This window comes from Flavobacterium amnicola (assembly GCF_004122165.1).
GTDB lineage: Bacteria > Bacteroidota > Bacteroidia > Flavobacteriales > Flavobacteriaceae > Flavobacterium > Flavobacterium amnicola.
Window position 1 is genome coordinate 317,314 of record NZ_SBKO01000001.1, and the last position, 24,214, is coordinate 341,527.

Annotated in this window: 23 protein-coding genes and 1 tRNA gene; 3 read left to right on the plus strand and 21 right to left on the minus strand. The window is 36.2% G+C overall.

Annotation, left to right across the window (positions count from 1 at the left end):
• Nucleotides 1–28: 28 nt before the first annotated feature.
• From EQG63_RS01460 to mraZ, 19 genes are all read right to left on the minus strand, one after another.
• Entirely contained in the window at nt 29–2,140 is a 2,112-nt protein-coding gene (locus tag EQG63_RS01460; protein ID WP_129433688.1) for an energy transducer TonB, read from the minus strand.
• A gap of 13 nt (nt 2,141–2,153) precedes the next feature.
• The gene (deoC, locus tag EQG63_RS01465; RefSeq protein WP_129433690.1) at nt 2,154–2,897 is read right to left on the minus strand and encodes a deoxyribose-phosphate aldolase; all 744 of its coding nucleotides are present in this window, start codon (nt 2,895–2,897) and stop codon (nt 2,154–2,156) included.
• A 51-nt stretch (nt 2,898–2,948) separates the two neighbouring features.
• Entirely contained in the window at nt 2,949–3,374 is a 426-nt protein-coding gene (locus EQG63_RS01470; protein WP_317125534.1) for a VanZ family protein, read from the minus strand.
• Entirely contained in the window at nt 3,313–3,693 is a 381-nt protein-coding gene (gene gcvH / locus EQG63_RS01475; protein WP_129433694.1) for a glycine cleavage system protein GcvH, read from the minus strand. The genes EQG63_RS01470 and gcvH overlap by 62 nt, the downstream gene beginning before the upstream one ends.
• 178 nt (nt 3,694–3,871) lie before the next feature.
• Nucleotides 3,872–3,945, minus strand: a tRNA-Arg gene (locus tag EQG63_RS01480).
• 79 nt (nt 3,946–4,024) lie between these two features.
• Entirely contained in the window at nt 4,025–4,474 is a 450-nt protein-coding gene (locus tag EQG63_RS01485; RefSeq protein WP_129433697.1) for a GatB/YqeY domain-containing protein, read from the minus strand.
• A 161-nt stretch (nt 4,475–4,635) separates the two neighbouring features.
• Entirely contained in the window at nt 4,636–6,618 is a 1,983-nt protein-coding gene (gene ftsZ, locus EQG63_RS01490) for a cell division protein FtsZ (protein ID WP_129433699.1), read from the minus strand.
• Nucleotides 6,619–6,663: 45 nt separating this feature from the next.
• Complete coding sequence (gene ftsA / locus EQG63_RS01495; protein ID WP_164974436.1) at nt 6,664–8,040, minus strand: cell division protein FtsA; 1,377 nt, start codon at nt 8,038–8,040, stop codon at nt 6,664–6,666.
• A gap of 6 nt (nt 8,041–8,046) precedes the next feature.
• The gene (locus EQG63_RS01500; protein ID WP_129433703.1) at nt 8,047–8,769 is read right to left on the minus strand and encodes a cell division protein FtsQ/DivIB; all 723 of its coding nucleotides are present in this window, start codon (nt 8,767–8,769) and stop codon (nt 8,047–8,049) included.
• A complete protein-coding gene (murC, locus tag EQG63_RS01505; RefSeq protein WP_129433705.1) occupies nt 8,762–10,105 on the minus strand; it encodes a UDP-N-acetylmuramate--L-alanine ligase in 1,344 nt (447 codons plus the stop codon). Before murC ends, EQG63_RS01500 begins: the two co-directional genes overlap by 8 nt.
• A 49-nt stretch (nt 10,106–10,154) precedes the next feature.
• Nucleotides 10,155–11,249: an undecaprenyldiphospho-muramoylpentapeptide beta-N-acetylglucosaminyltransferase gene (gene murG / locus EQG63_RS01510; protein WP_129433707.1), complete on the minus strand. Its 1,095-nt coding sequence runs from the start codon at nt 11,247–11,249 to the stop codon at nt 10,155–10,157.
• Nucleotides 11,250–11,252: 3 nt separating this feature from the next.
• Nucleotides 11,253–12,554 carry an FtsW/RodA/SpoVE family cell cycle protein gene (locus tag EQG63_RS01515; RefSeq protein WP_129433710.1) on the minus strand — a complete coding sequence of 434 codons (1,302 nt, stop codon included), beginning with the start codon at nt 12,552–12,554 and terminating at the stop codon, nt 11,253–11,255.
• A 15-nt stretch (nt 12,555–12,569) separates the two neighbouring features.
• Nucleotides 12,570–13,901: a UDP-N-acetylmuramoyl-L-alanine--D-glutamate ligase gene (murD, locus tag EQG63_RS01520; RefSeq protein WP_129433712.1), complete on the minus strand. Its 1,332-nt coding sequence runs from the start codon at nt 13,899–13,901 to the stop codon at nt 12,570–12,572.
• A gap of 1 nt (nt 13,902) precedes the next feature.
• On the minus strand, nt 13,903–15,132 hold the full coding sequence (mraY, locus tag EQG63_RS01525) for a phospho-N-acetylmuramoyl-pentapeptide-transferase (protein ID WP_129433714.1): 1,230 nt from the start codon (nt 15,130–15,132) through the stop codon (nt 13,903–13,905).
• A gap of 26 nt (nt 15,133–15,158) precedes the next feature.
• Entirely contained in the window at nt 15,159–16,619 is a 1,461-nt protein-coding gene (locus EQG63_RS01530; RefSeq protein ID WP_129433716.1) for a UDP-N-acetylmuramoyl-L-alanyl-D-glutamate--2,6-diaminopimelate ligase, read from the minus strand.
• Nucleotides 16,620–18,617 (minus strand): penicillin-binding protein, encoded by a 1,998-nt coding sequence (locus EQG63_RS01535; protein WP_129433718.1) that lies wholly within the window; start codon nt 18,615–18,617, stop codon nt 16,620–16,622. It lies immediately after the preceding gene.
• Nucleotides 18,608–18,949: an FtsL-like putative cell division protein gene (locus EQG63_RS01540; RefSeq protein WP_129433720.1), complete on the minus strand. Its 342-nt coding sequence runs from the start codon at nt 18,947–18,949 to the stop codon at nt 18,608–18,610. Before EQG63_RS01540 ends, EQG63_RS01535 begins: the two co-directional genes overlap by 10 nt.
• 2 nt (nt 18,950–18,951) lie before the next feature.
• On the minus strand, nt 18,952–19,860 hold the full coding sequence (gene rsmH / locus EQG63_RS01545) for a 16S rRNA (cytosine(1402)-N(4))-methyltransferase RsmH (protein ID WP_206733256.1): 909 nt from the start codon (nt 19,858–19,860) through the stop codon (nt 18,952–18,954).
• The gene (mraZ, locus tag EQG63_RS01550; RefSeq protein ID WP_129433724.1) at nt 19,835–20,308 is read right to left on the minus strand and encodes a division/cell wall cluster transcriptional repressor MraZ; all 474 of its coding nucleotides are present in this window, start codon (nt 20,306–20,308) and stop codon (nt 19,835–19,837) included. Before mraZ ends, rsmH begins: the two co-directional genes overlap by 26 nt.
• 252 nt (nt 20,309–20,560) lie before the next feature.
• Here mraZ and EQG63_RS01555 point away from each other — a divergent pair, with 252 nt between their 5' ends.
• The gene (locus EQG63_RS01555; RefSeq protein WP_129433726.1) at nt 20,561–21,331 is read left to right on the plus strand and encodes an alpha/beta fold hydrolase; all 771 of its coding nucleotides are present in this window, start codon (nt 20,561–20,563) and stop codon (nt 21,329–21,331) included.
• 6 nt (nt 21,332–21,337) lie between these two features.
• Entirely contained in the window at nt 21,338–21,961 is a 624-nt protein-coding gene (yihA, locus tag EQG63_RS01560; RefSeq protein ID WP_129433728.1) for a ribosome biogenesis GTP-binding protein YihA/YsxC, read from the plus strand.
• Nucleotides 21,962–21,994: 33 nt separating this feature from the next.
• Here the strand turns inward: yihA and gldC are convergent, their stop codons facing one another.
• Nucleotides 21,995–22,333 (minus strand): gliding motility protein GldC, encoded by a 339-nt coding sequence (gene gldC / locus EQG63_RS01565; protein ID WP_129433730.1) that lies wholly within the window; start codon nt 22,331–22,333, stop codon nt 21,995–21,997.
• On the minus strand, nt 22,333–23,295 hold the full coding sequence (gene gldB, locus EQG63_RS01570; protein WP_129433732.1) for a gliding motility lipoprotein GldB: 963 nt from the start codon (nt 23,293–23,295) through the stop codon (nt 22,333–22,335). Before gldB ends, gldC begins: the two co-directional genes overlap by 1 nt.
• A gap of 96 nt (nt 23,296–23,391) precedes the next feature.
• Between gldB and nadE the strand changes: the two genes are divergently transcribed.
• Nucleotides 23,392–24,198 carry an NAD(+) synthase gene (gene nadE, locus EQG63_RS01575; protein WP_129433734.1) on the plus strand — a complete coding sequence of 269 codons (807 nt, stop codon included), beginning with the start codon at nt 23,392–23,394 and terminating at the stop codon, nt 24,196–24,198.
• Nucleotides 24,199–24,214: the final 16 nt, after the last annotated feature.

The window sequence follows — 24,214 nt, forward strand, 5'->3', positions numbered from 1 at the left end:
GAAAAATCAAATTTATAGAATGTAATTTTTAATAATCAAAATACCAATTAAATACATCCGAACGCAATCCAATAGAAAACCAAGTCGTGTTTTCTTTAAAAACTGTGGCTGTATTTACATTTGGAGAGAAACTACGGTACATAAAATTAGCAAACACCTTCAAATTAGCATTTGGATTTACCAAATAACCAGCGTTTAAATCGGCGATCATGATGGTGGCTTTGTTACCGTTTCCTATGGCAACCCCTTTTTCGTAAGCTCTAGTCTCATCATAATCTTTGTAAATATTACTACCGTAATTTTTAGCATCAGTAGTGGTGTCAAAATCAAAGCCTCGCACTCCAAAATTGAATTTAGCATCTGCAAACAACCTTCCTTTGTTGTAACGCGCAATTCCAACTAATTCTCTAAAATTCGAACCCCAATTATGTCCCATACTTTGATTGTTATGGCCGTAATTGGTTACTATTTCACTATGCGAATACACATAAGGACGCACTAAATTATACTCGCCTTGCAAATATAAATTTTTAACCCCAAAAGCATTGTAATATTTCGCTCCAAATTGGGCTCCAATTTTATTTCGCCAGCTTTTTTCACCACCAAACATATCACTAACCGCAAATTCATCTATAAAAAACTGACTGTACAAATTAATACTGTTGTTCCATTTGTATTTACCAGTTAATCCTAAAGCAGCATTCCCACTTCTCGCGGAAGAGGAAAACTCTACCGAACGATAAAAAATAATTGGATTCACAAAATTGACATCAAAACCTCTATTGTTTGTATTGGTCCAAACCACCGATTCGAAAAATCCGATATTTAATCGTTTGGTAGCATTCCAACTCAAATAATGATTAGCCATGTATTTGGTGGTGTAAGTTCTTTCCAACGTTGCATCAGGACGAACATCTTTAAGCCACATATAGGTATTGGTATATTTTATTTTCCAGAAAGTGGTATTGATTTTAAAAAACGGATACGGACTAGCACCATCCCCCTCAAAAATAGAACGATACCCATCCCCAATAAAATTACGACTGTAACCCAACTGAAAATTCATGGTTTTATTTGGCGTAAACGTAATATTGGCATCCGCAGAAGGCAAATCGTATTGAATTCCTTTGAAATCTTTTGCGATTCCGATTCCAGGCAATATGGCCGGGTTACCTCCTGAAGGCTTTAATGAATTTGCTAATCTATTATAATAACCAGCATAAAATCCTTGTGTTTCAAATATGGTGGTGGTAAAATTAATTTGCGTTCCTAAACCTCCTTGAATTTGCAGAGCTCTCGTGTTGTTGTAGGTTAATCGGCCCACATCGGGAGAAGATTTCCCCAATCGTAAATCCCAAATAGGATTCATGGTAAACCAATAGTCTTTCGTTTGGATTGCAACTACATTTTCGTTGAAAATTTTTCTTCCCCACCAACTAGTTTTATTTAATTGTAATTTTTCATTGACTTCTTTAAAATCAAAATACTTTGCTACTTCATCATAAGTCAAGGGTTTAGAAGCCGTATGATTATTTGTTCCTACTTGATTTAGATTTCCATCAAATTGCGCATAATAACTATGTGAAAACGGGATGTTTAAATGACTTGAGAATTGTGGATTTTCAAATTTTTGATATTCTTTTTCTACTTTATCGTATTCTGGATTTTCGGCTTTCAGTGCCACTTTTTTCGCTTCTATCATTTTATCCGCCTCAGCTTCTGCTTGCATTTGCGCAGGGCTTTGCAATGGAATCATTGTAGTCAAGGTATATTTTGCAAAAGTTGGCTTTCCATTATAGGTGGCTGGTTCAATTTTAGGCAACGTTGAAAAAACTCTTTTGGATTCTTCAATCAACTCAGGATATACAGCATCCACATACAATACTTTGAAGGTACCATTTTCATCCACTTCAAACAAAGTGATTACTTTGCCTTTAAATCCTTTTTGGTTGACAATTTCTGGAACTTTAAAATTATTGTATACAAAATCCTGCAATTGATTGTAAAAACACTGCACCAAATCGCTATTCATCGAACTTTGACAAGACGGAAACACAGGTGGTTTTTCTTGACTACCCACTTGAGCAAATTCAATCTGAACAGCAAAAAAAAGCAGTGTTGCTAAAATTATTTTTTTCATATTTACTTTTAGATTAATAACCTCCTTCGGTAGTATTACCGTTGGCAATGGTTTTTGCGCCCGAAGTTCCAATGCGCTTTACACCCAAATTTATCATTTCCAATGCTTCTGCCAGTGTACGAACGCCACCAGCCGCTTTTATTGGTAATGGATGTGCATTTTCCAGCATTAAAGTTATCGTGGGAACTGTAGCTCCATTAGGCAAACCGTCACGTGTTTTATAGAAACCTGTTGATGACTTCACAAAGACGTTATGGTAATCCTTTTCATCAAAATGGGCCACCACAGTATTTTTAATGAGTGAAGAAATTTGAATAATTTGATCGTCAGACAATGCCGCTACTTCAATGATAAATTTCACTACTTTATGATGCGTTAACCCTAAGCGAGTACACGCTATCACTTCATCTTTAATCAGATGTGTATCGCCATTTTTGAATGCTTCGTAATTTACCACAAAATCCAGCTCATCAACCCCGTCTTTTATCGCATATTCGGCTTCATTTATTTTATTTTCTATTGAGGCTGTTCCAAAAGGGAAATCGATTACCGTTCCAATTACTACTTTGGAATGCGCATCTTCAATCATTTTTCGAGCCATTTTAATATGTTCTGGCCGAATCATAATTAACTTAAACGCCTCATCGATAGCCTCTTGAATACTTGCTTTTACCACCAAAGTGTTTTCTTCTTCCGTAAGATTTGCTTGTTCTGCCGTTTTCAAATACGTAGAATCTAAATATTGTTTGATATTCATTTCAGAAGTAATTAGAGTATAAAAATAGAAAAAACCTTTGAAAGCAAGTGCTTATTTGAACCTTTCTTTATTCATCAGTATAAATGACATAAAAACACCAACGATACTTCCTAACGAATTCGCTACAACATCAAAAAAATCGGCTTGACGCGTTAGCGTAAAACATTCCTGTCCAAATTCAATAAGAATCCCCAATAGTATTGCTATAACTACCAATATAAAAACATAAATGGTTTTCGTTTTCTTGAGAAAATACAAATAGCGGTACCATAAAAAAACAAAGACAAAGTAGAACATAAAATGTACTACTTTGTCAATATTTGGTATATCTATATTTGGAATGTTTGAAGGATTTTTAAAACTCAAAAAAAGAATTAAAAGGGTCCAAAAGGAAGCAATCCAAAAAGATTTTTTATTAGGCTCCGATAAGGTTTTTATAATCATCGCTTGATAATAAACTATCGATTTCGGAAGCATCAGATATTTTTACCTTAACCATCCATGCAGCACCATAAGGATCTGAATTGACTAATTCTGGGTTCGACTCTAACTCGTCGTTAAATTCAATGATTTCTCCAGAAAGTGGCAAGAATAAATCGGAAACCGTTTTTACAGCTTCAACTGTACCAAAAACTTCGTCTTTTGCTAAGGTTTGATCTAAGGTATCTACTTCAACATATACGATGTCTCCCAATTCTTTTTGAGCGAAATCGGTAATTCCTACAGTTACCACATCGCCATCGATGCTAACCCATTCGTGATCTTTTGTGTACTTTAAATTAGTTGGTATGTTCATTTTATGTGTATTTCAATTATCAAACAAAAATATAATTATTAGCAGAATATTTATAGCTTTTCACAAGTTTATTTTTTATGTTACAATAAAATATTACAATTATAACATTTTGTTGTTTTACATACGAAAACTAAAAACACCTGACAGCCACTGGCTGTCCTCCTTTTAATTTCAAATGTGACCTCGAAGGGATTCGAACCCCCAACCCTCAGAGCCGAAATCTGATATTCTATCCAGTTGAACTACGAGGCCAGTTTAGATCGTTAGACTTCTTAGATTTTTAGATTTTAAACATCTAAGAAGTCTAATTTTCTAAGTCAGTCTAAGTAATCTAGACTAAAAGTTTTTTAACAATAGTAGAAATGGTTTTTCCTTCAGCTTGTCCGCCAATTTGTGCTGAAGCTAATCCCATTACTTTTCCCATGGAAGCAATTCCTGATGCTCCAGTTTCTGCAATAATTTTAGCTACAATTGTTTCTACTTCTGCTTCCGATAATTGTACTGGTAAGAATTTCTCAATCACCGCGATTTGTGCCAATTCTGGTTCGGCTAAATCAGGGCGGTTTTGCTCGGTAAAAATTCCCGCGCTGTCTTTACGCATTTTTACCAATTTTTGTAAAATTTTGATTTCATCGGCTTCCGCTAGCTCTTCTTTACTACCAGATGCAGTGGCTGCCAATAATAATTCTGACTTGATGGCGCGTAATGCTTCTAATGCAATGGTGTCTTTGGTACGCATTGCATTTTTCATTTCGTCCATTATTTTTGCTGATAAACTCATGTTTTGTTTATTTGATGAATCGTTGATTCGGTTATTTAATTATTCAGTTATTTGACACAAAAAAGTAAAACAATTTGTCTTCAATAAACGAATGCGAAGTTAAAAAAATAACCCGAAAAATCATTAGAAATTTCGGGTTACCACTATTTGATTTGAGTTAGTTAATCTACATTGTCGTGTAGGAACGAATTGTTTGAACGCAACTGTACGTCATCGTTACTATCAATTCCTAGAGACATTCTAGATTGGTTATTTTCGATACCATTGCTGGTTACATCAATTCCCATGCGCTTGTATGCTGGTACTTTTTCAAACTCATCCACACGTGCCGCATTGTTATGAAATTTATAATTGAATTCTTTCATTTTACGACGACGTTCTTCTGCTCTTAATTTTAAAGACTCTTCGATGGACATTTCCGTGGGAGAAATGGCTTCGTTTGCAAAAGAATTTGGTGTAAATGTTTCCACCTGTTTCATTGTAATATTCAATTCTTCAGGCACTTTTTCTACAATTGGCTCTTCTTTTTTAGCTTGTACAAATTGATTTTCGATCTCCATGTATTCCTCTAACGAATGTTTGATTACTCCGTTTTGAGTCACTTCAGTCACAGGGACAAATTCTACCGCTTCGTTCACTTTAATCTCTTTGATTTCGTTTGTTAAATCAAAAATCAATCGGTCTGTATTGATTGAAGGTGTTTCTACTTTAGCAATTGGCAAATCGAAAGAAAAAGTAATTTGTTCTGGCTCTGCAACCACAAATTGAGGATCAATTACTTCAATTTGTTTCACATAGTCACTATTCTCAATTTCTTTAACTTCTGGAGTGGTGAAATAAAATTCGCTCTCCTTGATTTCCTTAGCCGAAACAATTTCAAAAGTCACATCTAAATTTTTAATAAATTCTGATGTTGGCACTAAATCCATTGTAAAAGTAGGCTCTTGCACTACAGGAATTTCTTCCTCTAACGAAAACACAATTTTGTCTTCCACTACTGGAGTAGAAGGTATTTCAGCCACTGGAGTTGCCACTACATTGGAAGAAAAATCAAATCCTTGCGCTTCAAATTTTTGCGTTAAATTTTGAACTAATTTTTGTTCGTCTTCTAAAGCGTGAATAATTTTTCTTGGTTCCGTATTGACAATTTCTGCTTGTTGTTCTACGCAAAACCCAGTTGCAATAATCGTTACTGCTATTTTATCACCAAGCGTTTCATCTTCACCAACCCCCATAATGATGTTGGCGTTGTGACCTGCTTCGTTTTGGATATAATCATTGATTTCTCCAATTTCGTCAATAGTAATTTCACTAGAACCAGAAACGATAAGCAACAATACGTTTTTGGCACCCGTAATTTTATTGTCATTTAAAAGTGGCGAATCTAAAGCAGATACGATAGCATCTTTTGCTCTTTCTTCCCCTTCAGCCATAGCAGATCCCATAATGGCAGTACCACTATTTGAAAGCACTGTTTTGGCATCTTTTAAATCGATATTTTGAGTATAGTGATGTGTAATTACTTCGGCAATACCACGAGATGCCGTTGCTAATACTTCATCAGCTTTTGAGAAACCTGCTTTAAAGCCAAGATTTCCGTATACTTCTCTTAATTTATTGTTATTGATTACAATTAACGAATCAACTTGTTTTCTTAATTTTTCAACTCCAAGTAAAGCTTGCTCTCCACGGATTTTTCCTTCAAACTGGAATGGAATCGTTACAATACCCACCGTTAAAATGTCTCTTTCTTTAGCTAACTGAGCAATTACTGGCGCTGCACCTGTACCGGTACCACCACCCATACCCGCAGTAATGAAAACCATTTTGGTATTGGCATCCAGCATTTTCTCGATATCCTCAATACTTTCAAGCGCTGATTGTTGTCCAACATCAGGGTTCGCTCCGGCTCCTAATCCTTCAGTTAGGTTAACCCCCAACTGAATTTTATTAGGCACTGGACTGTTTTGTAATGCCTGAGAATCAGTATTACAAACGATGAAATCTACCCCTTTGATTCCTTGTTTAAACATGTGGTTGATGGCATTACTACCACCGCCACCTACTCCGATAACTTTAATTACATTCGATTGGTTTTTAGGCAAGTCGAATGAAATGCTTCCAAATTCTGAGTTGCTTTCCATACTATTTGGTTTTTTTGTTTGTGTATTATAAGTGACTATTCTGAATTACTCAGCGTTGTCTAAAAAATCTTTAATTTTATCAATGTACTTGTCGAAAAATGATTTTCGAATCGTTCTTTCGGTTGTTTTAGAATCGGCTTGTTTTTCTTCTTCTAAAACACGTTCTACTTCCTGTTGGATAATTTGCTGTTCGGCAACCGTTGGCTTTTGCACCAAAACCGGCTCCGGAATATAATTGTCCTGAGGCACTGCACTCATCGTGTTATTTCGAACACTGTTCATCACCAATCCAACCGCTGTTGCATACAGTGGACTGGAAATTTCTTCGTTTGAATTTCCTGCCAAATGCTCGTTAGGATAACCAATTCGAGTATCCATACCGGTGATGTACTCTACCAATTGTTTGATATGTTTTAATTGTGAACCTCCACCGGTTAAAACAATACCTGCAATTAGTTTTTTACGTGGATCTTCATGACCGTACGCTTTTATTTCAGTATATACTTGCTCAATAATTTCCACTACACGAGCGTGAATTATTTTAGACAAGTTTTTAAGCGAAATTTCTTTTGGATCTCTTCCACGTAACCCTGGAATCGAAACAATCTCGTTTTCTTTATTTTCACCTGGCCACGCGGAACCAAATTTCACTTTTAGCAATTCCGCTTGTTTCTCGATAATCGAACAACCTTCTTTGATATCCTCAGTAATTACATTTCCTCCAAAAGGCACTACTGCGGTATGACGAATAATTCCGTCTTTAAAAATCGCCAAATCTGTTGTTCCACCACCTATATCAATCAAGGCTACTCCTGCTTCCTTTTCTTCTTGGCTTAATACTGCATCGGCCGAAGCTAATGGCTCAAGGGTTAATCCTGACAAGTCTAAACCAGCGCTTTTGATACATCTTCCTACATTTCGAATAGAAGAAGCTTGTCCCACAACCACGTGGAAACTGCTCTCTAAACGACCTCCGTACATCCCAATTGGTTCTTTTATTTCCGCTTCCCCATCAATTTTAAATTCTTGAGGCAAAACATGAATAATTTCTTCTCCTGGAAGCATGGCTAATTTTTGCACCTGTCCGATAAGAACGTCAATATCTTTTTCGCTTATTACTTCCTCTGCATTCGGTCTAGAGATATAATCGCTGTGTTGAATACTGCGAATGTGCTGTCCAGCAATACCGACTACCACATCTTTAATTTTATATCCAGAATCCTCTTCTGCCAAAGCAATTGCTTCTTGTATAGATTGAATGGTTTGAGTAATATTATTTACAACACCTCTAGCCACACCGAGACTTTTAGACTTCCCTACGCCTAAAATTTCAAGCTTCCCATATTCATTTTTCTTGCCTATCATCGCAACGATTTTGGTCGTTCCGATATCAAGTCCTACTGCTATATTCTCTCTTTCCATACTCAATTATTTTGTACAAACCACTTGTTTGGTAAACTTCAGATTGATTGTTTTATATGAATCCAACAAAGTGTCTTGTACCGCTTTTTGAAAAAATGCTTTATAGTTATTAAATTTTCGTTCCATGTGAATGGTTCTGCCGAAAATTATATCATAACCATAATTTCTATTCTTCATAACTATGCTACCATCCGCCGAAATGGTCATACCAATGATGTTTTTTTTCAAAAAATCATCTTTATGAACCATCTGTAAAAGCGACACAAAATTCTTGCTATAGGTGTTATTCATATCACCATAAACAAGCGGTACTCGTGCACTAAAATTTTGAGACAGTGGCATTCTATTCCCTTTATAATCAATATAAAAAGAACTGTTTTCGTCAAAAACTCTTGCGATTGGGGTCTTCTGAGTTATTACTGTTTTTAACTTCCCATCAACACTCACATACACCTCAGAATGATCTATCAGACTGTGTTTATTGATGGTTTGCTCAATATTTTTCAAATCTAATTTTTCTTTTCGGATAGTAGAAGTGCCTCCAAAACTTTCTATTAACAACTTATTAACCATTTCGGAAGTGATAAACGGGTTATTCGCATCCAAAATTTCGATGGCAGGTTTCCCAATTTTTCTGTTTTCATTTCTTTTGGAAGTAAACGAATACAAAAAAACAACCAATCCTAAAATGGCAATTAATTGAATATTTATGAACCAATTTTTACGCATCTAGTGCTTTTTTTATTTCTGGAACCATTTCACCTACATCACCTGCTCCTATTGTAACAATTACAGGTGCATCTGACAATTTTAACAAATTAATAAGTTCCTTTTTTTGAACTAACCTTTTGTTTTTATTTTCTATTTTATCCAACAACCATTGCGAGGTAATTCCTTCCATTGGAAGTTCACGTGCGGGATAAATTTCCATCAGCAATATTTCATCAAATTGCGACAAACTTTTAGCAAAATCATCAGCAAAATCTTTGGTTCTGCTAAACAAATGCGGTTGAAAAACAGCCAACACTTTTTTCCCTGGATACAACTCTCTTACGGCTTGATGCACCGCATTGATTTCAGTTGGATGGTGGGCATAATCATCAATATACACAAATTCAGGCTTTCTGATTTGGAACGAAAAACGGCGTTTTACACCTTTGAATGTTGCTAACGCTTCAGCAATAGCGGCGGTTGGGGTACCGAACGATCTTGCCATTGCCAAAGCAAGCAACGCGTTGGTTAAGTTGTGCTTTCCTGGTAATCCGAATTTTATATCTTTTATTTCTTCAGTGGGTGTGGTTACATCAAAAACGTACCAACCGTTAATAATTCTAATGTTGTGTGCCACTACTTTTGAGTCGTCATTGGCCCCAACAGTAATTCCGTCGAGTGGCAAGCCATTGATGACAAATAATTTATTTTTATCTGCTACTTTATCGGCAAATTCTCTGAAAGAAGCTTTGATAGCATCATCATCGCCATAAATATCCAAATGATCAGCATCCATGGAAGTAATACAAGCCATATCGGGATGCAAATGAAGGAAGGAACGATCAAATTCATCTGCTTCTACCACCGTCACTGTTTTCCCTGTTCCGATAAGGTTCGAGTTGTAATTTTCTACAATTCCACCCAAGAACGCCGTAACATCAACACCACATTCGTATAAAACATGTCCTAAAATACTAGAGGTAGTGGTTTTTCCATGCGTCCCCGCTACTGCAAAACAATAGGTGTCTTTAGTGATGATCCCTAGGACTTCTGCACGTTTTTTAACGACAAAATCTCTTTCAAGAAAGTAATTCCATTCCGAATGCGATTTTGGAACCGCCGGTGTGATAATTACCAATGTATTTTCCACCAAATATTCTTTCGGAATCTGATCAATAGCATCTTCAAAATGAATCGCAATACCGCTAGCCACCAACTCATCTGTCAACATTGTAGGGGTCTTATCGTAACCCGATACATTTTTCCCGATGAATTTAAAATAACGAGCCAGAGCACTCATTCCGATCCCTCCGATGCCTATAAAATAAACGTTATGTATTTGATTTAGATTCATTTTTAATTTCAATTTTAAATCGCAATGCCAATTTCAATTTTCAATATTGCTATTTAATTAATTTGATTATTTCATCCGCTATTTGCTGCGTTGCATTAGGCAAGGCCAACATTTTTATATTTTCGCTTAAACTTTCTTGTTTTCCTTTATCGTTCAATAAAACTTCAAAAACAATTTCAAATTGATCGTCTAATTCTTTTTCTTTCAACAAAATCGCGCCATGCTTGTCAACAATTGCTTGCGCATTTTTGGTTTGATGGTCTTCAGCGACGTTAGGTGACGGAATAAACACAACCGGCTTTCCTACCAAACACAATTCCGAAACGGATGAAGCACCGGAACGTGAAATCACAAAATCGGCTGAAGCATACACCAAATCCATTCGATCAATAAACGAAAGCACTTGGACTCCTTCTTTCTCTCCGAAATGTTTGTATTCGTCGAAATACAATTTACCACATTGCCAAATCACTTGAATACCTTGCCCTAACAACCAATCGATTTCTTTAGCAATTAATTGATTTACTCTTCGCGCTCCCAAACTTCCACCTAAAACCAGCAACGTCTTTTTACTTGTATCTAACTTGAAATAGTCTAATGCTTCTGCTTTTTTTTCGGCAACCGAAAGTAAATCTTGACGTACCGGATTACCGGTAAGTATCATATTTTCTTTAGGAAAAAATCGTTCCAAATTTTCGTAAGCGACACAAATTTTATTCGCTTTTTTACTCAATAATTTATTGGTGATTCCTGGATAGGAATTTTGTTCTTGTATAACCGTTGGAATTCCCATCATAGAAGCAACTTTCAAAACCGCTCCACTCGCGAAACCTCCAGTACCGATGACCACATCGGGTTTAAAACTTTTGATTATTCTGAAAGATTTAGCCAAACTTGAAATCAACTTCAACGGAAACATCGCATTTTGCAAAGTCAATTTTCGCTGAATTCCCGCAATCCATAATCCTTTGATAGGATAACCCGCTTGAGGCACTTTTTGCATTTCCATTTTATCGCTGGCTCCTACAAAAAGAATATCCGCTTTAGGAAAACGAGCTTTCAACTCATTTGCAATGGCAATTGCAGGATAGATGTGTCCTCCTGTACCGCCTCCGCTGATTATGAATTTTGGATTCTCCTTCATACATTATTTATTTAAAACTGCATTCATTGGATTGACAGCACTATCAGTGATTGAATAATTTTCTTCAACTGATTCTGTTGCTTCTTTATCTTCCGCTAATTGCTTGTCAATTAGTTTTTGTAATGCCTCTTCGCGTTGTTGTTTTTCGATAGTTTCTTGTGCGATTTCTTCTTCTTTTTTCGTCACATTTATAATAATTCCGATAGCCGCACAGGTCATCCATATAGAAGTTCCCCCACTACTGATTAACGGCAAGGTTTGTCCTGTGGTTGGCAATAATTCGACCGCAACACCCATATTAATAAACGCTTGAAAAATAATAGGAAACCCGAGTCCGACGACAATTAATTTTCCGAACATCGTAGGCGCTTTATAGGAAGCAATAACGAATCGGATAAACAGCATCAGATATAAAAAGATGATGACAAAACCGCCAAACAATCCAAATTCTTCAATAATAATAGCAAAAATAAAATCGGAAGACGATTGTGGTAAAAAGTTCTTTTGAATACTTTTCCCAGGACCTAATCCGTATACACCACCGGTAGCAATGGCTGTTTTCGCTTTTTCGATTTGATAATCTTCGTCTGGATCGCTTTTATCAGACGTAAAATTATCGATACGACTCATCCAAGTATCCACACGATTCGGAAATGCATCGGGAAATGCTTTCACCAAAACCACAAAGAATAAGGCAAATCCGAGCCCCATTCCGAGGATAATTCCGATATTTTTAATGGGGTAATTTCCAATAAAAGCCAACATTAAAACCATGGAAAAGATTAACGCTGCGGTAGAAAAATTGGCAGGAAATATCAATCCTAAGGTAATAAAAACGGGAATCCAAAGTGATACAAAAGAATTTTGAAAAGTCATGTCTTCCACTTCTGTTTTGGATAAATATCGCGCCACAAAAATCAATAAAGTCATGGAAGCAAAAGCTGAGGGCTGAAAAGTGATTCCTAAAAACGGCACTTGAATCCAACGGCTCGCATTGGCTCCATCAATCACTGTTCCTTTTAACAAAGTATAAAACAACAACACCCAAGCTAAAGGCAATAATACCCTAGACAAACTTCTAAAATAATGGTAAGGGACTTTTTGCACTTGGTACATAATCGTAAAACCCATCACCAAGTGCACAAAATGCTTGATCAAATACACCAATGTATTTCCCGATCCATTTTTTAAATAAGCCAAATTACTACTTGCGCTATATACAGGCATAAATGAAAATAGCGCCAACAAGGCCACAAATGACCAGATGACTTTATCTCCTTTTAAATTCTGTACAAACTCTTTCATCGTTAACTTTAGTTTTTATAAATTTTGAACGGCATGTTTGAATTGACGACCTCTGTCTTCATAGTTTTCAAACAAATCGAAACTAGCACAAGCTGGCGACAATAAAACAGTATCTCCTTTTTCTGCAATTCTATTGGCTTGACGCACGGCATCTGCCATATTTGAAGATTCAATTAATACATCTACAACATCTGCAAAAGCATCAATTATTTTAGCATTATCAATTCCCAAACAAATAATAGCCTTTACTTTTTCATTCACCAACGGCATCAATTCTGTATAGTCATTTCCTTTGTCTACACCTCCTACAATCCAAACTGTTGGGGTCGTCATACTGTCTAAAGCAAAAAAGGTAGCATTTACATTAGTCGCTTTAGAGTCGTTGATATATTGCACATTTTGAATTTTTAGTACTTTCTCCAAACGATGTTCAACCCCTTGAAAATCGGATAAGCTTTCACGAATGGTCTCTTTTCTGATTTTTAAAAGTTGTGCAACTGTAGCCGCAGCCATTGCATTTTTTACATTGTGCTTTCCTTCTAATGATAATTGATTTGTTGGCATAACAAAGGGTTCGTTTGTGGTATTGAAATTAATATTGTTGTCTTCTAAAAAGGCTCCGAAATCCAATGGTTTTGAAATGGAAAACGGAATTAACTTTGCTCTGGTTGTATTGTTTTGCAACCAATTGGTGATGGCTTCGTCATCGGCATCATAAATCAAATAATCTTCTTCGGTTTGATTCATCGTAATTCGAAATTTCGAAGCAATATAATTTTCGAATTTATATTCATATCGATCTAAATGATCTGGGCTTATATTGGTAATTATAGCAATGTGTGGTTTATAGGTTTCTACACCATCCAACTGAAAACTGCTCAATTCCAAAACATAGGTATCGTATTTCCCTTCCGCTACTTGCCAGGCATAACTTTTACCAATATTTCCGGCTAGACCAACATTTAGCCCTCCTTGTTTTAACAAGTGGTAGGTCATCATTGTCGTTGTGGTTTTACCGTTACTTCCGGTAATTCCAATGGTAATCGCATCTGTAAACTGATTCGTGAATTCGATTTCAGAAAGGATAGGAACGTTTTTTTCGATTAATTTTTTAATGATGGGCGCTTTGTCAGGAATACCCGGACTTTTCATCACTACATCAGCATTCAGAATTAACTCTTCTGTATGCTTTTCGTCTTCAAATTTTATTTTATGAAGCGATAATACTTCTTTATAATTATTTTTAATCTTTCCGAAATCGGACACAAAAACTTCATATCCTTTTTTCTTTCCAAGAATAGCAGTACCTACACCACTTTCTCCTCCACCAAGAATTACTAATCTCATCCTATCTCAGTTTTAGTGTTACAATAGATACAATAGCTAGCAAAATTCCGACAATCCAGAAACGCGTTACGATTTTACTTTCGTGATACCCTTTCTTTTGATAGTGGTGATGTAAAGGCGACATTAAGAAAATACGACGCCCTTCGCCATACTTCTTTTTAGTGTATTTGAAATAAGCCACCTGAATCACTACCGATAAATTTTCAGCCAAAAAGATTCCGCAGATCACCGGGATCAGCATTTCTTTACGAACAGCAATCGCTAAAACGGCGATAATTCCACCAATAGTTAAACTTCCTGTATCTCCCATGAAAACGGCTGCTGGATAACTGTTGTACCATAAAAATCCAACCAATGCTCCTACAAAAGCCGCAATAAATACCGTCATTTCACCCGAATTGGGAATAAACATAATATTAAGGTAATCGGAGAAAATAATATTACCCGAAACAAAGGTGAACACACCAAGTGCGACTACGGATATGGCCGAAGTTCCGGCTGCCAATCCGTCAATTCCATCGGTTAAATTGGCGCCATTAGAAACGGCTGTGATAATAAAAATTACGACAGGAATAAAAATCAACCAAGCCCAATTTTCGTATCCGTCTCCCATAAAGGAAAGTACTTCCGCATAATCAAACTCATTGTTTTTAAAGAAAGGAATGGTAGTTGCAGTCGATTTTTCTTCTAACGAAACTGGGTTTATGGTATTTTGAGTCGAATTGATTTCAATTTTTGTCGGCACCGAATCTTTACGAACGGTTACTCCAGGATGAAAATACAACGTTGCCCCCACAATAATACCCAATCCAACTTGACCAATTACTTTAAAAATTCCTTTTAAACCTGCTTTATCTTTTTTGAATATTTTAATATAGTCATCTAAAAACCCAATAAGTCCCATCCAAAGGGTGGTTACGATTAAAAGAATGATGTAAATATTATCCAATTTCGCCAATAAAATTACGGGAATCAAGGTAGAGAAAATAATAATCAATCCTCCCATTGTTGGCGTACCCGCTTTTTCATTTTGTCCTTCCAAACCTAATTCACGAACTGTTTCTCCTATTTGCTGACGACGTAAATAATTGATTACACGTTTTCCATAAATAGTAGATAACAACAATGACATGATAATAGCCAACGCCGATCGAAAGGTGATGTATTGAAAAACTCCCGTTCCTGGAACGTCGAGTATTTTGTCTAGATATTCAAATAAGTAATATAACATCTTTAATTTATTTTGGTTTGGTTGGTTTATTTATTGAGTTGATCTAAAATTTCATTTACGATTTTCATATCATCAAAATCATGACGAACGCCATTAATCTCCTGATACGTTTCGTGTCCTTTTCCAGCAATTAGAATAATATCATTTGTATTGGCCATTTGACAAGCGGTTTTAATCGCTTGTTTTCTGTCTAAAATGGACACGTATTTTTTATAGTTTTCGGCTGAAATTCCGGCTTCCATTTCCTGAAGAATTACTTCTGGATCTTCGGTTCTTGGATTATCGGAAGTTAGCACCACCTTATCGCTCATTTCGGAAGCAATTTTGGCCATGATTGGTCGTTTGGTTTTGTCTCGATCGCCACCGCAACCCACAATGGTAATTAATTGTTCGTTTTTGGTTCGGATATCGTTGATGGTTTTCAAAACATTTTCCAAAGCATCGGGCGTGTGTGCATAATCCACAATAGCGGTGATTTTGGCTGCAGAAACAATAAATTGAAAACGTCCGGACACACTTTCCAATTCCGACAACAGTCGCAGGGCATCTAATTTTTCAATTCCCAATTCAATCGCAACCGCATAAATGGCTAGTAAATTATAGGCATTAAAAGTTCCGATTAGGCGTGTCCACACTTCTTGCTCGTTGATTTTAAGTTGTAATCCTGTAAGTTGATTTTCCAGAATTATCGCTTTATAATCGGCATAGGTTTTTAACGCATAGGTCAACTTTCTGGCTTGCGTATTTTGAAGCATTACGGCTCCATTCTTATCATCGATATTGGTAATCGCAAATGCCGATTTTGGCAAATTATCGAAAAAAGATTTTTTCACATCGCGATAATCTGCGAAAGTGGGGTGATAATCTAAATGATCGTGTGACAAATTGGTAAAAACACCCCCAACAAAATGCAAGCCTTCGGTGCGTTTTTGATGTATACCATGCGAACTTACTTCCATAAAACAGTAGTCACAACCGGATTCCACCATTTCATTTAAATAATAATTTATGGTTAACGAATCGGGAGTAGTATGCGTTGCTTTAAGTTCCACTTCATCGACCATTATTTTAACTGTAGAAAGCAATCCTACTTTATAGCCTGCTTTTTTAAACATTTGATATAACAGTGAAGCGATGGTTGTTTTTCCATTCGTTCCGGTAACCCCTACCAAACTTATTTTTTGAGAAGGATTATCATAAAAATTAGTCGCCAAATGTGCCAAAGCTTCATTGGTATCTTTTACTTGTACGTAAGTAATTTGCGACAACAAATTGGCTGGTAACTCTTCGCAAACAATTACCGAGGCACCCATTGAAATCGCTTTATCTATAAACGAATGTCCATCAGACAAAGTTCCTTTTATCGCCACGAAAACATTATTAGACTCAATTTTTCGAGAATCAAAATGAATCGCATTCACGGTAACATCGGTTGACCCGTGAACCGCTTCAATAGCTACTTTATATAAGATGTCTTTTGCCTTCATTTATGACAATTCTAAAATTATGGTATTGTTTTTCAAAATCGGTTGACCTGGTAAAATGGATTGTTTTTTCACTTTTCCAAAGCCGATTACTTTTACTTTCATATTCAAGTTTTCCAGTAATGCAACGGCATCCATTCCTGGCATTCCTTTTAAATTTGGAATAACCGTTGGTTTTTTATTCAGTTTGTCATTGTACGTGATGTAACTGTTTTCTTGATTTTTGAATTTCTTTTTTAAATCTTTTATTTCATTGGTCGATGGCACATCGGTAAATACTTTTTGCGCAATACGCTTAAATACAGGTCCTGCCACATCAGCTCCGTAGTAATTATTTTTGGAAGTATTCGGCTTATGCACTACTACAATACACGAATACTTAGGATTTTCGGCTGGGAAATATCCTGTAAAAGAAGAAGCATAATACATGTGTGCATCCCCTTTATGATAATCGACTTGAGCTGTTCCTGTTTTTCCTGCCATAGAAAAATCTTTCGAATACAATTTGGAAGCCGTTCCTTTTTTTACCACATTTTGCAATACGGCACGCACTTTTAAAAGCGTTTCATCCGAACATATCTTCGGATTAATCACTTGCTTCTCATATTTTTTTATCGTTTTATTCCATTCTTTTACTTCTTGCACAAAGATTGGCTTGATCATTTCACCATTATTGGCAATCGCGTTGTACAAGGTTAACGTTTGTAATGGTGTTACCGACACTCCGTAACCAAATGCCATCCAAGGAAGAGAGAGTCCGTTCCAGTCTTTGCCTGGTTGTGGTATTTTAGGAATTCCCTCTCCTTTAAACGGCAAGCCAAGTGGCTTATTTAATCCCATATTATTGATTCGATCAACAAACTGTTTTGGGTTAGATTTATAATTCTCATAAACGGCTTGCACCATTATAGTATTTGATGACACTTCAAAACCACGTGCTAACGAGATCTTACCATAACCACCATCATGCGAATCTTTAACTTTTTTTCCACGGTAAGTAATTACACCTCCATGACTATCATATATTTTACTTGTATCTATTTTTTTATCATCCAAAAGCGCAATCAAATCGACTAATTTGAAGGTAGATCCCGGTTCGTGTGATTCACCGACAGCATAATTAATCGTTTCATAATAAGTTCCGTCTTTTGCGCGGCCTAAATTGGAAATGGCTTTCACCGCTCCTGTTTTGGTTTCCATCACTACCACACAACCGTGATCGGCTTCATATTCTTGTAATTGTTTCAACAAGGCATGGTGCGCAATATCTTGAACATACACATCAATCGTAGAGACAATATCATATCCATCGCGTGGTTCCACTTCATTGTTATCGCGAATTGGTTTCCATTGTCCTTTGGCGATTTTTTGCTTTAAAATTTCACCATCTTTTCCATTAAGATACTGCCCAAAAGCACCTTCAATCCCCACACGCGTTAATTTCCCTGCATCGTTGAAACGCTCATAACCAATCGTTCTTTCTGCAATTTTACCAATAGGATGTTCTCGTACTGTTTTTTGCTCGGTAATCATTCCGCCTTTGTATGCACCCAAATTGAATAAAGGAAAACTTTTAATCGTCATGTACTCTGTAAAACTCAATTTATTAGCCACCAAAAAATAACGGTTTTTATGCGCTCTTGCTTTGCGGAATTCGTTTAAAATAGTGCCACTTGGCTTTTTCAATAAGATTACTAGAGAATCAGACAAAGCCTCTACATGCTTATCAAAATTTTCTTCCGAAGGAGCCACAGCATCAAAACGAATGGTATATTCTGGAATTGAGGTCGCTAACAAACTTCCATCTGAAGAATAGACATTTCCTCTATTGGCAGGAATAACGAATCTTTTAATCGTACGTTCTTTGGCCAACTTTCGGTAATAGTCGCCTTCCACCCATTGAATATTGGTCAATTTTATACCCACCGCCGAAGCCATGATTAAAATTACCAATGCAATGAGGTAAATACGATTTAAAATATTTCTATTTTCTACTGCCATAGTTTATCCCAGGACGATTTTTCTTTTGCTACTTTTATTTTTTTGGGTGGTACCGATGAGGGTAGAATTTCTTTTTCTACCATTTGTTCTGCCACCGATGATTCCATCTTTATTTTCATTAATTCCGAACGGCGATCGACAAACTCCGAACGCAATTCTTTCACTTCATTGGTCAACGCTGCTATTTGAAATACTTTTTTCTCATAGCTGTGTGTATTTGCAATCATAATTATAGCCAACACCAACAAAAACAAGATAAACCGCCAATTTTTGGTAGCATCTTCATTCAAGAGAAATCTTGCTTTTAATATGTTGAATATTTTACTCTTCATTATTATTTCTTCTCCGCAATACGAAGCTTTGCACTTCGAGCACGGTTGTTTATTTTAATCTCGGCGTCAGTAGGAACAATTAATTTTCCAATCAATGTAAACGGTACTTCAAAGCGCCCGAAAAAATCGCGTTCTGGTTCTCCTTCAAACATTCCGTTTTTCATGTATCGCTTTACCAAACGGTCTTCTAATGAATGGTATGAAATCACACTCAATCGTCCGCTTTCATTTAAAACTTCCAAAGATTGTTGCAAAAACTCTTTCAACACTTCCATTTCTTGATTCACCTCAATACGAATCGCCTGGTACATTTGTGCCAAAATCTTATGTGATTTATGAGCGGGTAAAAACCGACTCAACACTTGCTTCAAATCCTCGGTATTGACAATCGTTTCTTTTTCACGTGCTTCAATGATGGTTCTAGCAATTGCTGGCGCATTTTTTAGTTCACCATATTCTAAAAAAATACGACGTAAATTTGTTTCGTCGTATTCGTTAACCACCTTAAATGCGCTCAAGTCATTTTTTTTACTCATTCGCATATCTAGTTCGGCATCGAATCGCGTGGAAAACCCTCGCTCTGGGACATCAAACTGATGTGAGGAAACTCCCAAATCTGCCAGTATTCCGTCGACTTTTTTGATTCCATAAAATCGAAGGAAGTTTTTAATATATCGGAAGTTTTCTTTTATCAAAGTAAATCGCTCGTCATCAATAGCGTTTAGCCAGGCATCTTCGTCTTGATCGAAGGCAAACAATTTTCCGTTTGGCCCAAGTCGTGACAAAATCTCTCTGGAATGACCGCCACCACCAAACGTCACATCTACATATACTCCATCGGGTTTAATATTTAAACCATCGACTGTCTCTTTTAATAATACTGGATTATGATATTCCATTTTCGTCGAAATTTAAATCACCCATTACGTCTTCTGCTAAATCTGCAAAATCAACAACCGAGTCATCAATTGCTTTTTCATACAACTCTTTATCCCAGATCTCAATGATATTCACCGCCGAAGACAGCACAATATCTTTTGAAATCGAAGCAAAAAATGCCAAATCTTTTGGCACCAACAAACGTCCTGTAGCATCAATTTCTACCACTCGAACACCAGCAGTAAAACGACGAATAAAATCATTATTCTTTTTTACAAAACGATTTAGCTTGTTGATTTTTTGCATCATCAAATTCCACTCACTCATCGGATACAACTCCAAACATTGCTGAAAAACAGAACGCTTTAACACGAAACCATCTTGCAACGATGCTGCCAACTGATTCTTCAAGGACACCGGCATCATGAGCCTTCCTTTAGAATCTGCTTTACATTCGTATGTTCCTACAATGGTATTCAATGAGTTACGATTTAATTTGATTAATGACAAATATAAAAAGATTTTTACCACATTTTACCACAAATTACCACTTTGTTGATAAGTTTTACCATTTTTCAACTTAAATCTTCGGAAATAAGTGATTTTTAAAGTAGTTTGAAAGAATGCGAGGTTTTCAACAGTGCAAAATTTGGTAAGAAAAAAAGTCAAAAATTCGTATTTCGCTTTAAAGTCCTATATTTGTGAAATAATAGACAAACCAAAAGAATAAACGTGGAGCACTTAATTAAAGACGGAAAATACGAGTATTTTGAAGCAGGAGAAGGCACTCCAATTATAATATTACATGGATTAATGGGTGGATTGAGCAACTTTGATGGGGTTGCCAATTATTTTCCTCAAAAAGGATATAAAGTAATCATTCCTCATTTACCCTTATACACTCAAAACATTTTAAAAACAAACGTGAAATCCTTTTCAGTGTATTTGAAAAATTTCATGAATCACAAGGGAATTGACAGAGCCATTTTGGTCGGAAATTCACTTGGCGGGCATATTGCATTATATTTCACCAAGATGTATCCTGAACGTGTTTCGGGATTAGTCATCACTGGTAGTTCTGGTCTTTACGAAAGTGCTATGGGGGATAGTTACCCAAAACGTGGCGACTATGAATACATTCGTAAAAAAGCGGAAGATGTATTTTATAATCCAGAAATTGCTACCAAAGAAATTATTGACGAAGTGTATGCAACAGTAAACGATAGAATAAAGTTGATTAAAACCTTAACTATTGCTAAAAGCGCTATTCGACATAACATGGCCAAAGACTTACCCAAAATGCATGTACCCACCGGTATTATTTGGGGAAGACAAGACAAAGTAACGCCACCCGATGTAGCGGAAGAATTTCATAGATTATTACCCAATTCAACACTGTATTGGATTGAAGAATGTGGTCACGCTGCGATGATGGAACATCCAGATAAATTCAACGAAATTCTTGACGAATGGTTGACGACGAAAGCCGAACATAAAGACTAATTTACAATGAAAATTAATACTGCCGAATTTGTTATCAGTAATTCTGATGTTAGCAAATGTCCTTTGGAGCGTATTCCTGAATATGCCTTTATTGGTCGTTCCAACGTTGGGAAATCATCGTTGATTAACATGTTGACGAATCATAAAAATTTGGCTAAAACTTCTGGAAAACCAGGAAAAACTCAGCTAATCAACCACTTTAAAATTAATTCCAATTGGTTTTTGGTCGATTTACCGGGTTATGGTTATGCCCGAGTTTCTAAAAAAACCAAAGCCATTTTCCAACAGTTCATCACCGATTATTTTGAAAAAAGAGAGCAATTGGTTTGTGCTTTTGTGCTTATAGATGTTCGTTTGGAAGCACAAAAAATTGATTTGGAATTTATTAATTATCTCGGCGAAATTGAAGTCCCTTTTTGTATCATCTTTACCAAATCGGACAAAATCAGCAAAGGCAAAATTGAGCAAAACGTGGCCGCTTACCGAAAAGCTTTATTGGCCAATAATTGGGAGGAAATGCCGCAATATTTTGTCACCTCATCGTTAGATGCTGTAGGACGAGAGTCCGTTTTAGAATACATTGATGCAGTTAATGAAGAAATTTTTAAGAACAACGATAGTTTTATCTAAATAAAAAGGGTTCGCTAAGCGAACCCTTTTTATTTATTCTTGTTTCAACTCTAGTTTTTCTGCGAAATAATCACAAAAATCACGCATGGTCGCACTCATTTTTTCATCAGCTGTAGCGCGTTCAAAAGTATCGGCCATAGCTACTAATGTTTGGTGAAAAAACACTTTCATTTCATCGACCGGCATGTCTTTTGTCCACAAGTCAATTCGCATCGTTTCTTTGGCATTACTGTCCCAAATATTCAACATGATTGCTTTTGCTTCTTCATTATTAACATTACCGTCTTGTGCCGTCCAATGCAGTTTTTCAGGGACGTGATTATCGTCTAATGATATTTTAAAATTGATATCAGATGTTTTAACTATTGCCATTATTTTGTAGGTTTATATTTTGATTGTTGGAAAATTTCTTTAGCATCCATGATTAACATTTTTTGCATCGGAACGTTGTTGTTTTCCATAAACTCGCGCACAATTTGCCATCCTATCCAAGTTGCAATTCGAGGCGGAGTAGTATTGTCATTGTCTTTTCCAAATTTAGAAAAAGGTGCCGGTGCGATAAAGCGTTGAATTAATTTCGGGTCGGTATTGTATAAGGCTTTTTCTTCTACAAAATAACGCCATACATCTACATCATTTTCTTCACACCATTTTAATTGCTCGGTAGAATAACAAATTTTATCTTCATCCGAAGTATTTGGCAGCAACGCATCTTTCAAATACAGCTTTTTACCGGCATAAATCATTTGCGATAAAAACTCTCGATCCATTGGCGGCTTTACTTTATAAAAAGCAAAACTTTCCACCACATCCGGCATCATTTGAGCCGGTTCGAATGTGTTTTTCATATATTCTGGATACTCATAAAACTTATGGGTTTTTCCTAAATATAATTCCAAAGAAATAATTAGCATGTTTTTTTCTTCCGAATAAATCGTTTTATAATCGGCATCCATATCCTGAATTACCGTCACTACTTTTGGAATTTTCGTTTTCGGATAATAGTACTTGATGTATTTGAAAACATTTTCAATCCCTTCTTTTTCTATATCGAAATTATCATAACGTTTTTCAACTTCTTGATACAATTGACGCCAAAGCGGGTTCGTCATTTTTTCAACCAAAACCGTATCGGAAACTGTGGGAGGAAAGAAATAAGGATATTGCGCTTTTAATTTTGGCAAATCGGCTGGTTTTGATTCAAAAAAGGCTTTGTCATAACGATCTACTTCAACTGTAACCGGAATCTCTTCGGCAGCCTCTATGACTTTATTATTTTTATTACAGGAAATCAGCACTAAGACCAAGGCTGTAACAGCTAAAACTCTCTTCATCTATTCGATTTTAAATACTCGTTTACACTGAAACGATATCTGTTTAAAATTATTATTTTTGCAAATATACATTCGTTTTTATAACACAAGGTCACTATGCAAAAAATTAGCACAATTAATTCAGAAAAAGTTAACGAACACATTGTAAATTGGTTAAAAAGTTATGCAGAATCTGCCAAAGTTACCGGTTTCGTCGTGGGAATTTCTGGCGGAATCGATTCGGCGGTAACTTCCACTTTATGTGCCCAAACTGGATTACAAACCTTGTGTGTTGAAATGCCAATTCATCAAGCGCCAAGTCATGTGAATCGAGCTCAAGAACATATTGCACAGTTAAAAAAGCGTTTTCCAAATGTTAGTGACACTCGTGTAGACTTAACTCCTGTTTTTGAAAGTTTTAAAAAAGAAACACCCACTTCCGAGAATGAAGCCAAACTCAACTTATCCTTAGCCAATACACGTGCGCGCTTGCGTATGACTGCATTGTATTATTTAGCAGGAATTCATGGCTTATTAGTCGCCGGAACAGGAAATAAAGTAGAAGATTTTGGTGTTGGCTTTTTTACCAAATATGGCGATGGCGGAGTGGATGTAAGTCCGATTGCCGATTTGTTAAAAAGTGATGTGCGCGCTTTAGCAAAATATTTAAATGTTCCTGACTCTATTTTGGTAGCCAAACCAACCGATGGCCTATTTGGTGATGACCGAAGTGATGAAGACCAATTAGGTGCTAGTTATGAAGAATTAGAATGGGCAATGGCTCAATTAGAAAAAGGAAAATCGACCAATGATTTTACCGGCCGAGAAAAAACGGTATTCGATATTTACAAAAGACTGAACACCATAAATCAGCATAAAATGAACCCAATTCCGGTTTGCGAAATTCCTGAAATTTATAAGTAAAATATTACTTGATTTT

Coding starts and splice junctions, on each gene's coding strand:
- EQG63_RS01460 (WP_129433688.1), bottom strand. CDS start 2,140: ATGAAAAAAATAATTTTAGCAACACTGCTTTTTTTTGCTGTTCAGATT.
- deoC (WP_129433690.1), bottom strand. CDS start 2,897: ATGAATATCAAACAATATTTAGATTCTACGTATTTGAAAACGGCAGAA.
- EQG63_RS01470 (WP_317125534.1), bottom strand. CDS start 3,374: ATGCTTCCGAAATCGATAGTTTATTATCAAGCGATGATTATAAAAACC.
- gcvH (WP_129433694.1), bottom strand. CDS start 3,693: ATGAACATACCAACTAATTTAAAGTACACAAAAGATCACGAATGGGTT.
- EQG63_RS01485 (WP_129433697.1), bottom strand. CDS start 4,474: ATGAGTTTATCAGCAAAAATAATGGACGAAATGAAAAATGCAATGCGT.
- ftsZ (WP_129433699.1), bottom strand. CDS start 6,618: ATGGAAAGCAACTCAGAATTTGGAAGCATTTCATTCGACTTGCCTAAA.
- ftsA (WP_164974436.1), bottom strand. CDS start 8,040: ATGGAAAGAGAGAATATAGCAGTAGGACTTGATATCGGAACGACCAAA.
- EQG63_RS01500 (WP_129433703.1), bottom strand. CDS start 8,769: ATGCGTAAAAATTGGTTCATAAATATTCAATTAATTGCCATTTTAGGA.
- murC (WP_129433705.1), bottom strand. CDS start 10,105: ATGAATCTAAATCAAATACATAACGTTTATTTTATAGGCATCGGAGGG.
- murG (WP_129433707.1), bottom strand. CDS start 11,249: ATGAAGGAGAATCCAAAATTCATAATCAGCGGAGGCGGTACAGGAGGA.
- EQG63_RS01515 (WP_129433710.1), bottom strand. CDS start 12,554: ATGAAAGAGTTTGTACAGAATTTAAAAGGAGATAAAGTCATCTGGTCA.
- murD (WP_129433712.1), bottom strand. CDS start 13,901: ATGAGATTAGTAATTCTTGGTGGAGGAGAAAGTGGTGTAGGTACTGCT.
- mraY (WP_129433714.1), bottom strand. CDS start 15,132: ATGTTATATTACTTATTTGAATATCTAGACAAAATACTCGACGTTCCA.
- EQG63_RS01530 (WP_129433716.1), bottom strand. CDS start 16,619: ATGAAGGCAAAAGACATCTTATATAAAGTAGCTATTGAAGCGGTTCAC.
- EQG63_RS01535 (WP_129433718.1), bottom strand. CDS start 18,617: ATGGCAGTAGAAAATAGAAATATTTTAAATCGTATTTACCTCATTGCA.
- EQG63_RS01540 (WP_129433720.1), bottom strand. CDS start 18,949: ATGAAGAGTAAAATATTCAACATATTAAAAGCAAGATTTCTCTTGAAT.
- yihA (WP_129433728.1), top strand. CDS start 21,338: ATGAAAATTAATACTGCCGAATTTGTTATCAGTAATTCTGATGTTAGC.
- gldC (WP_129433730.1), bottom strand. CDS start 22,333: ATGGCAATAGTTAAAACATCTGATATCAATTTTAAAATATCATTAGAC.
- gldB (WP_129433732.1), bottom strand. CDS start 23,295: ATGAAGAGAGTTTTAGCTGTTACAGCCTTGGTCTTAGTGCTGATTTCC.
- nadE (WP_129433734.1), top strand. CDS start 23,392: ATGCAAAAAATTAGCACAATTAATTCAGAAAAAGTTAACGAACACATT.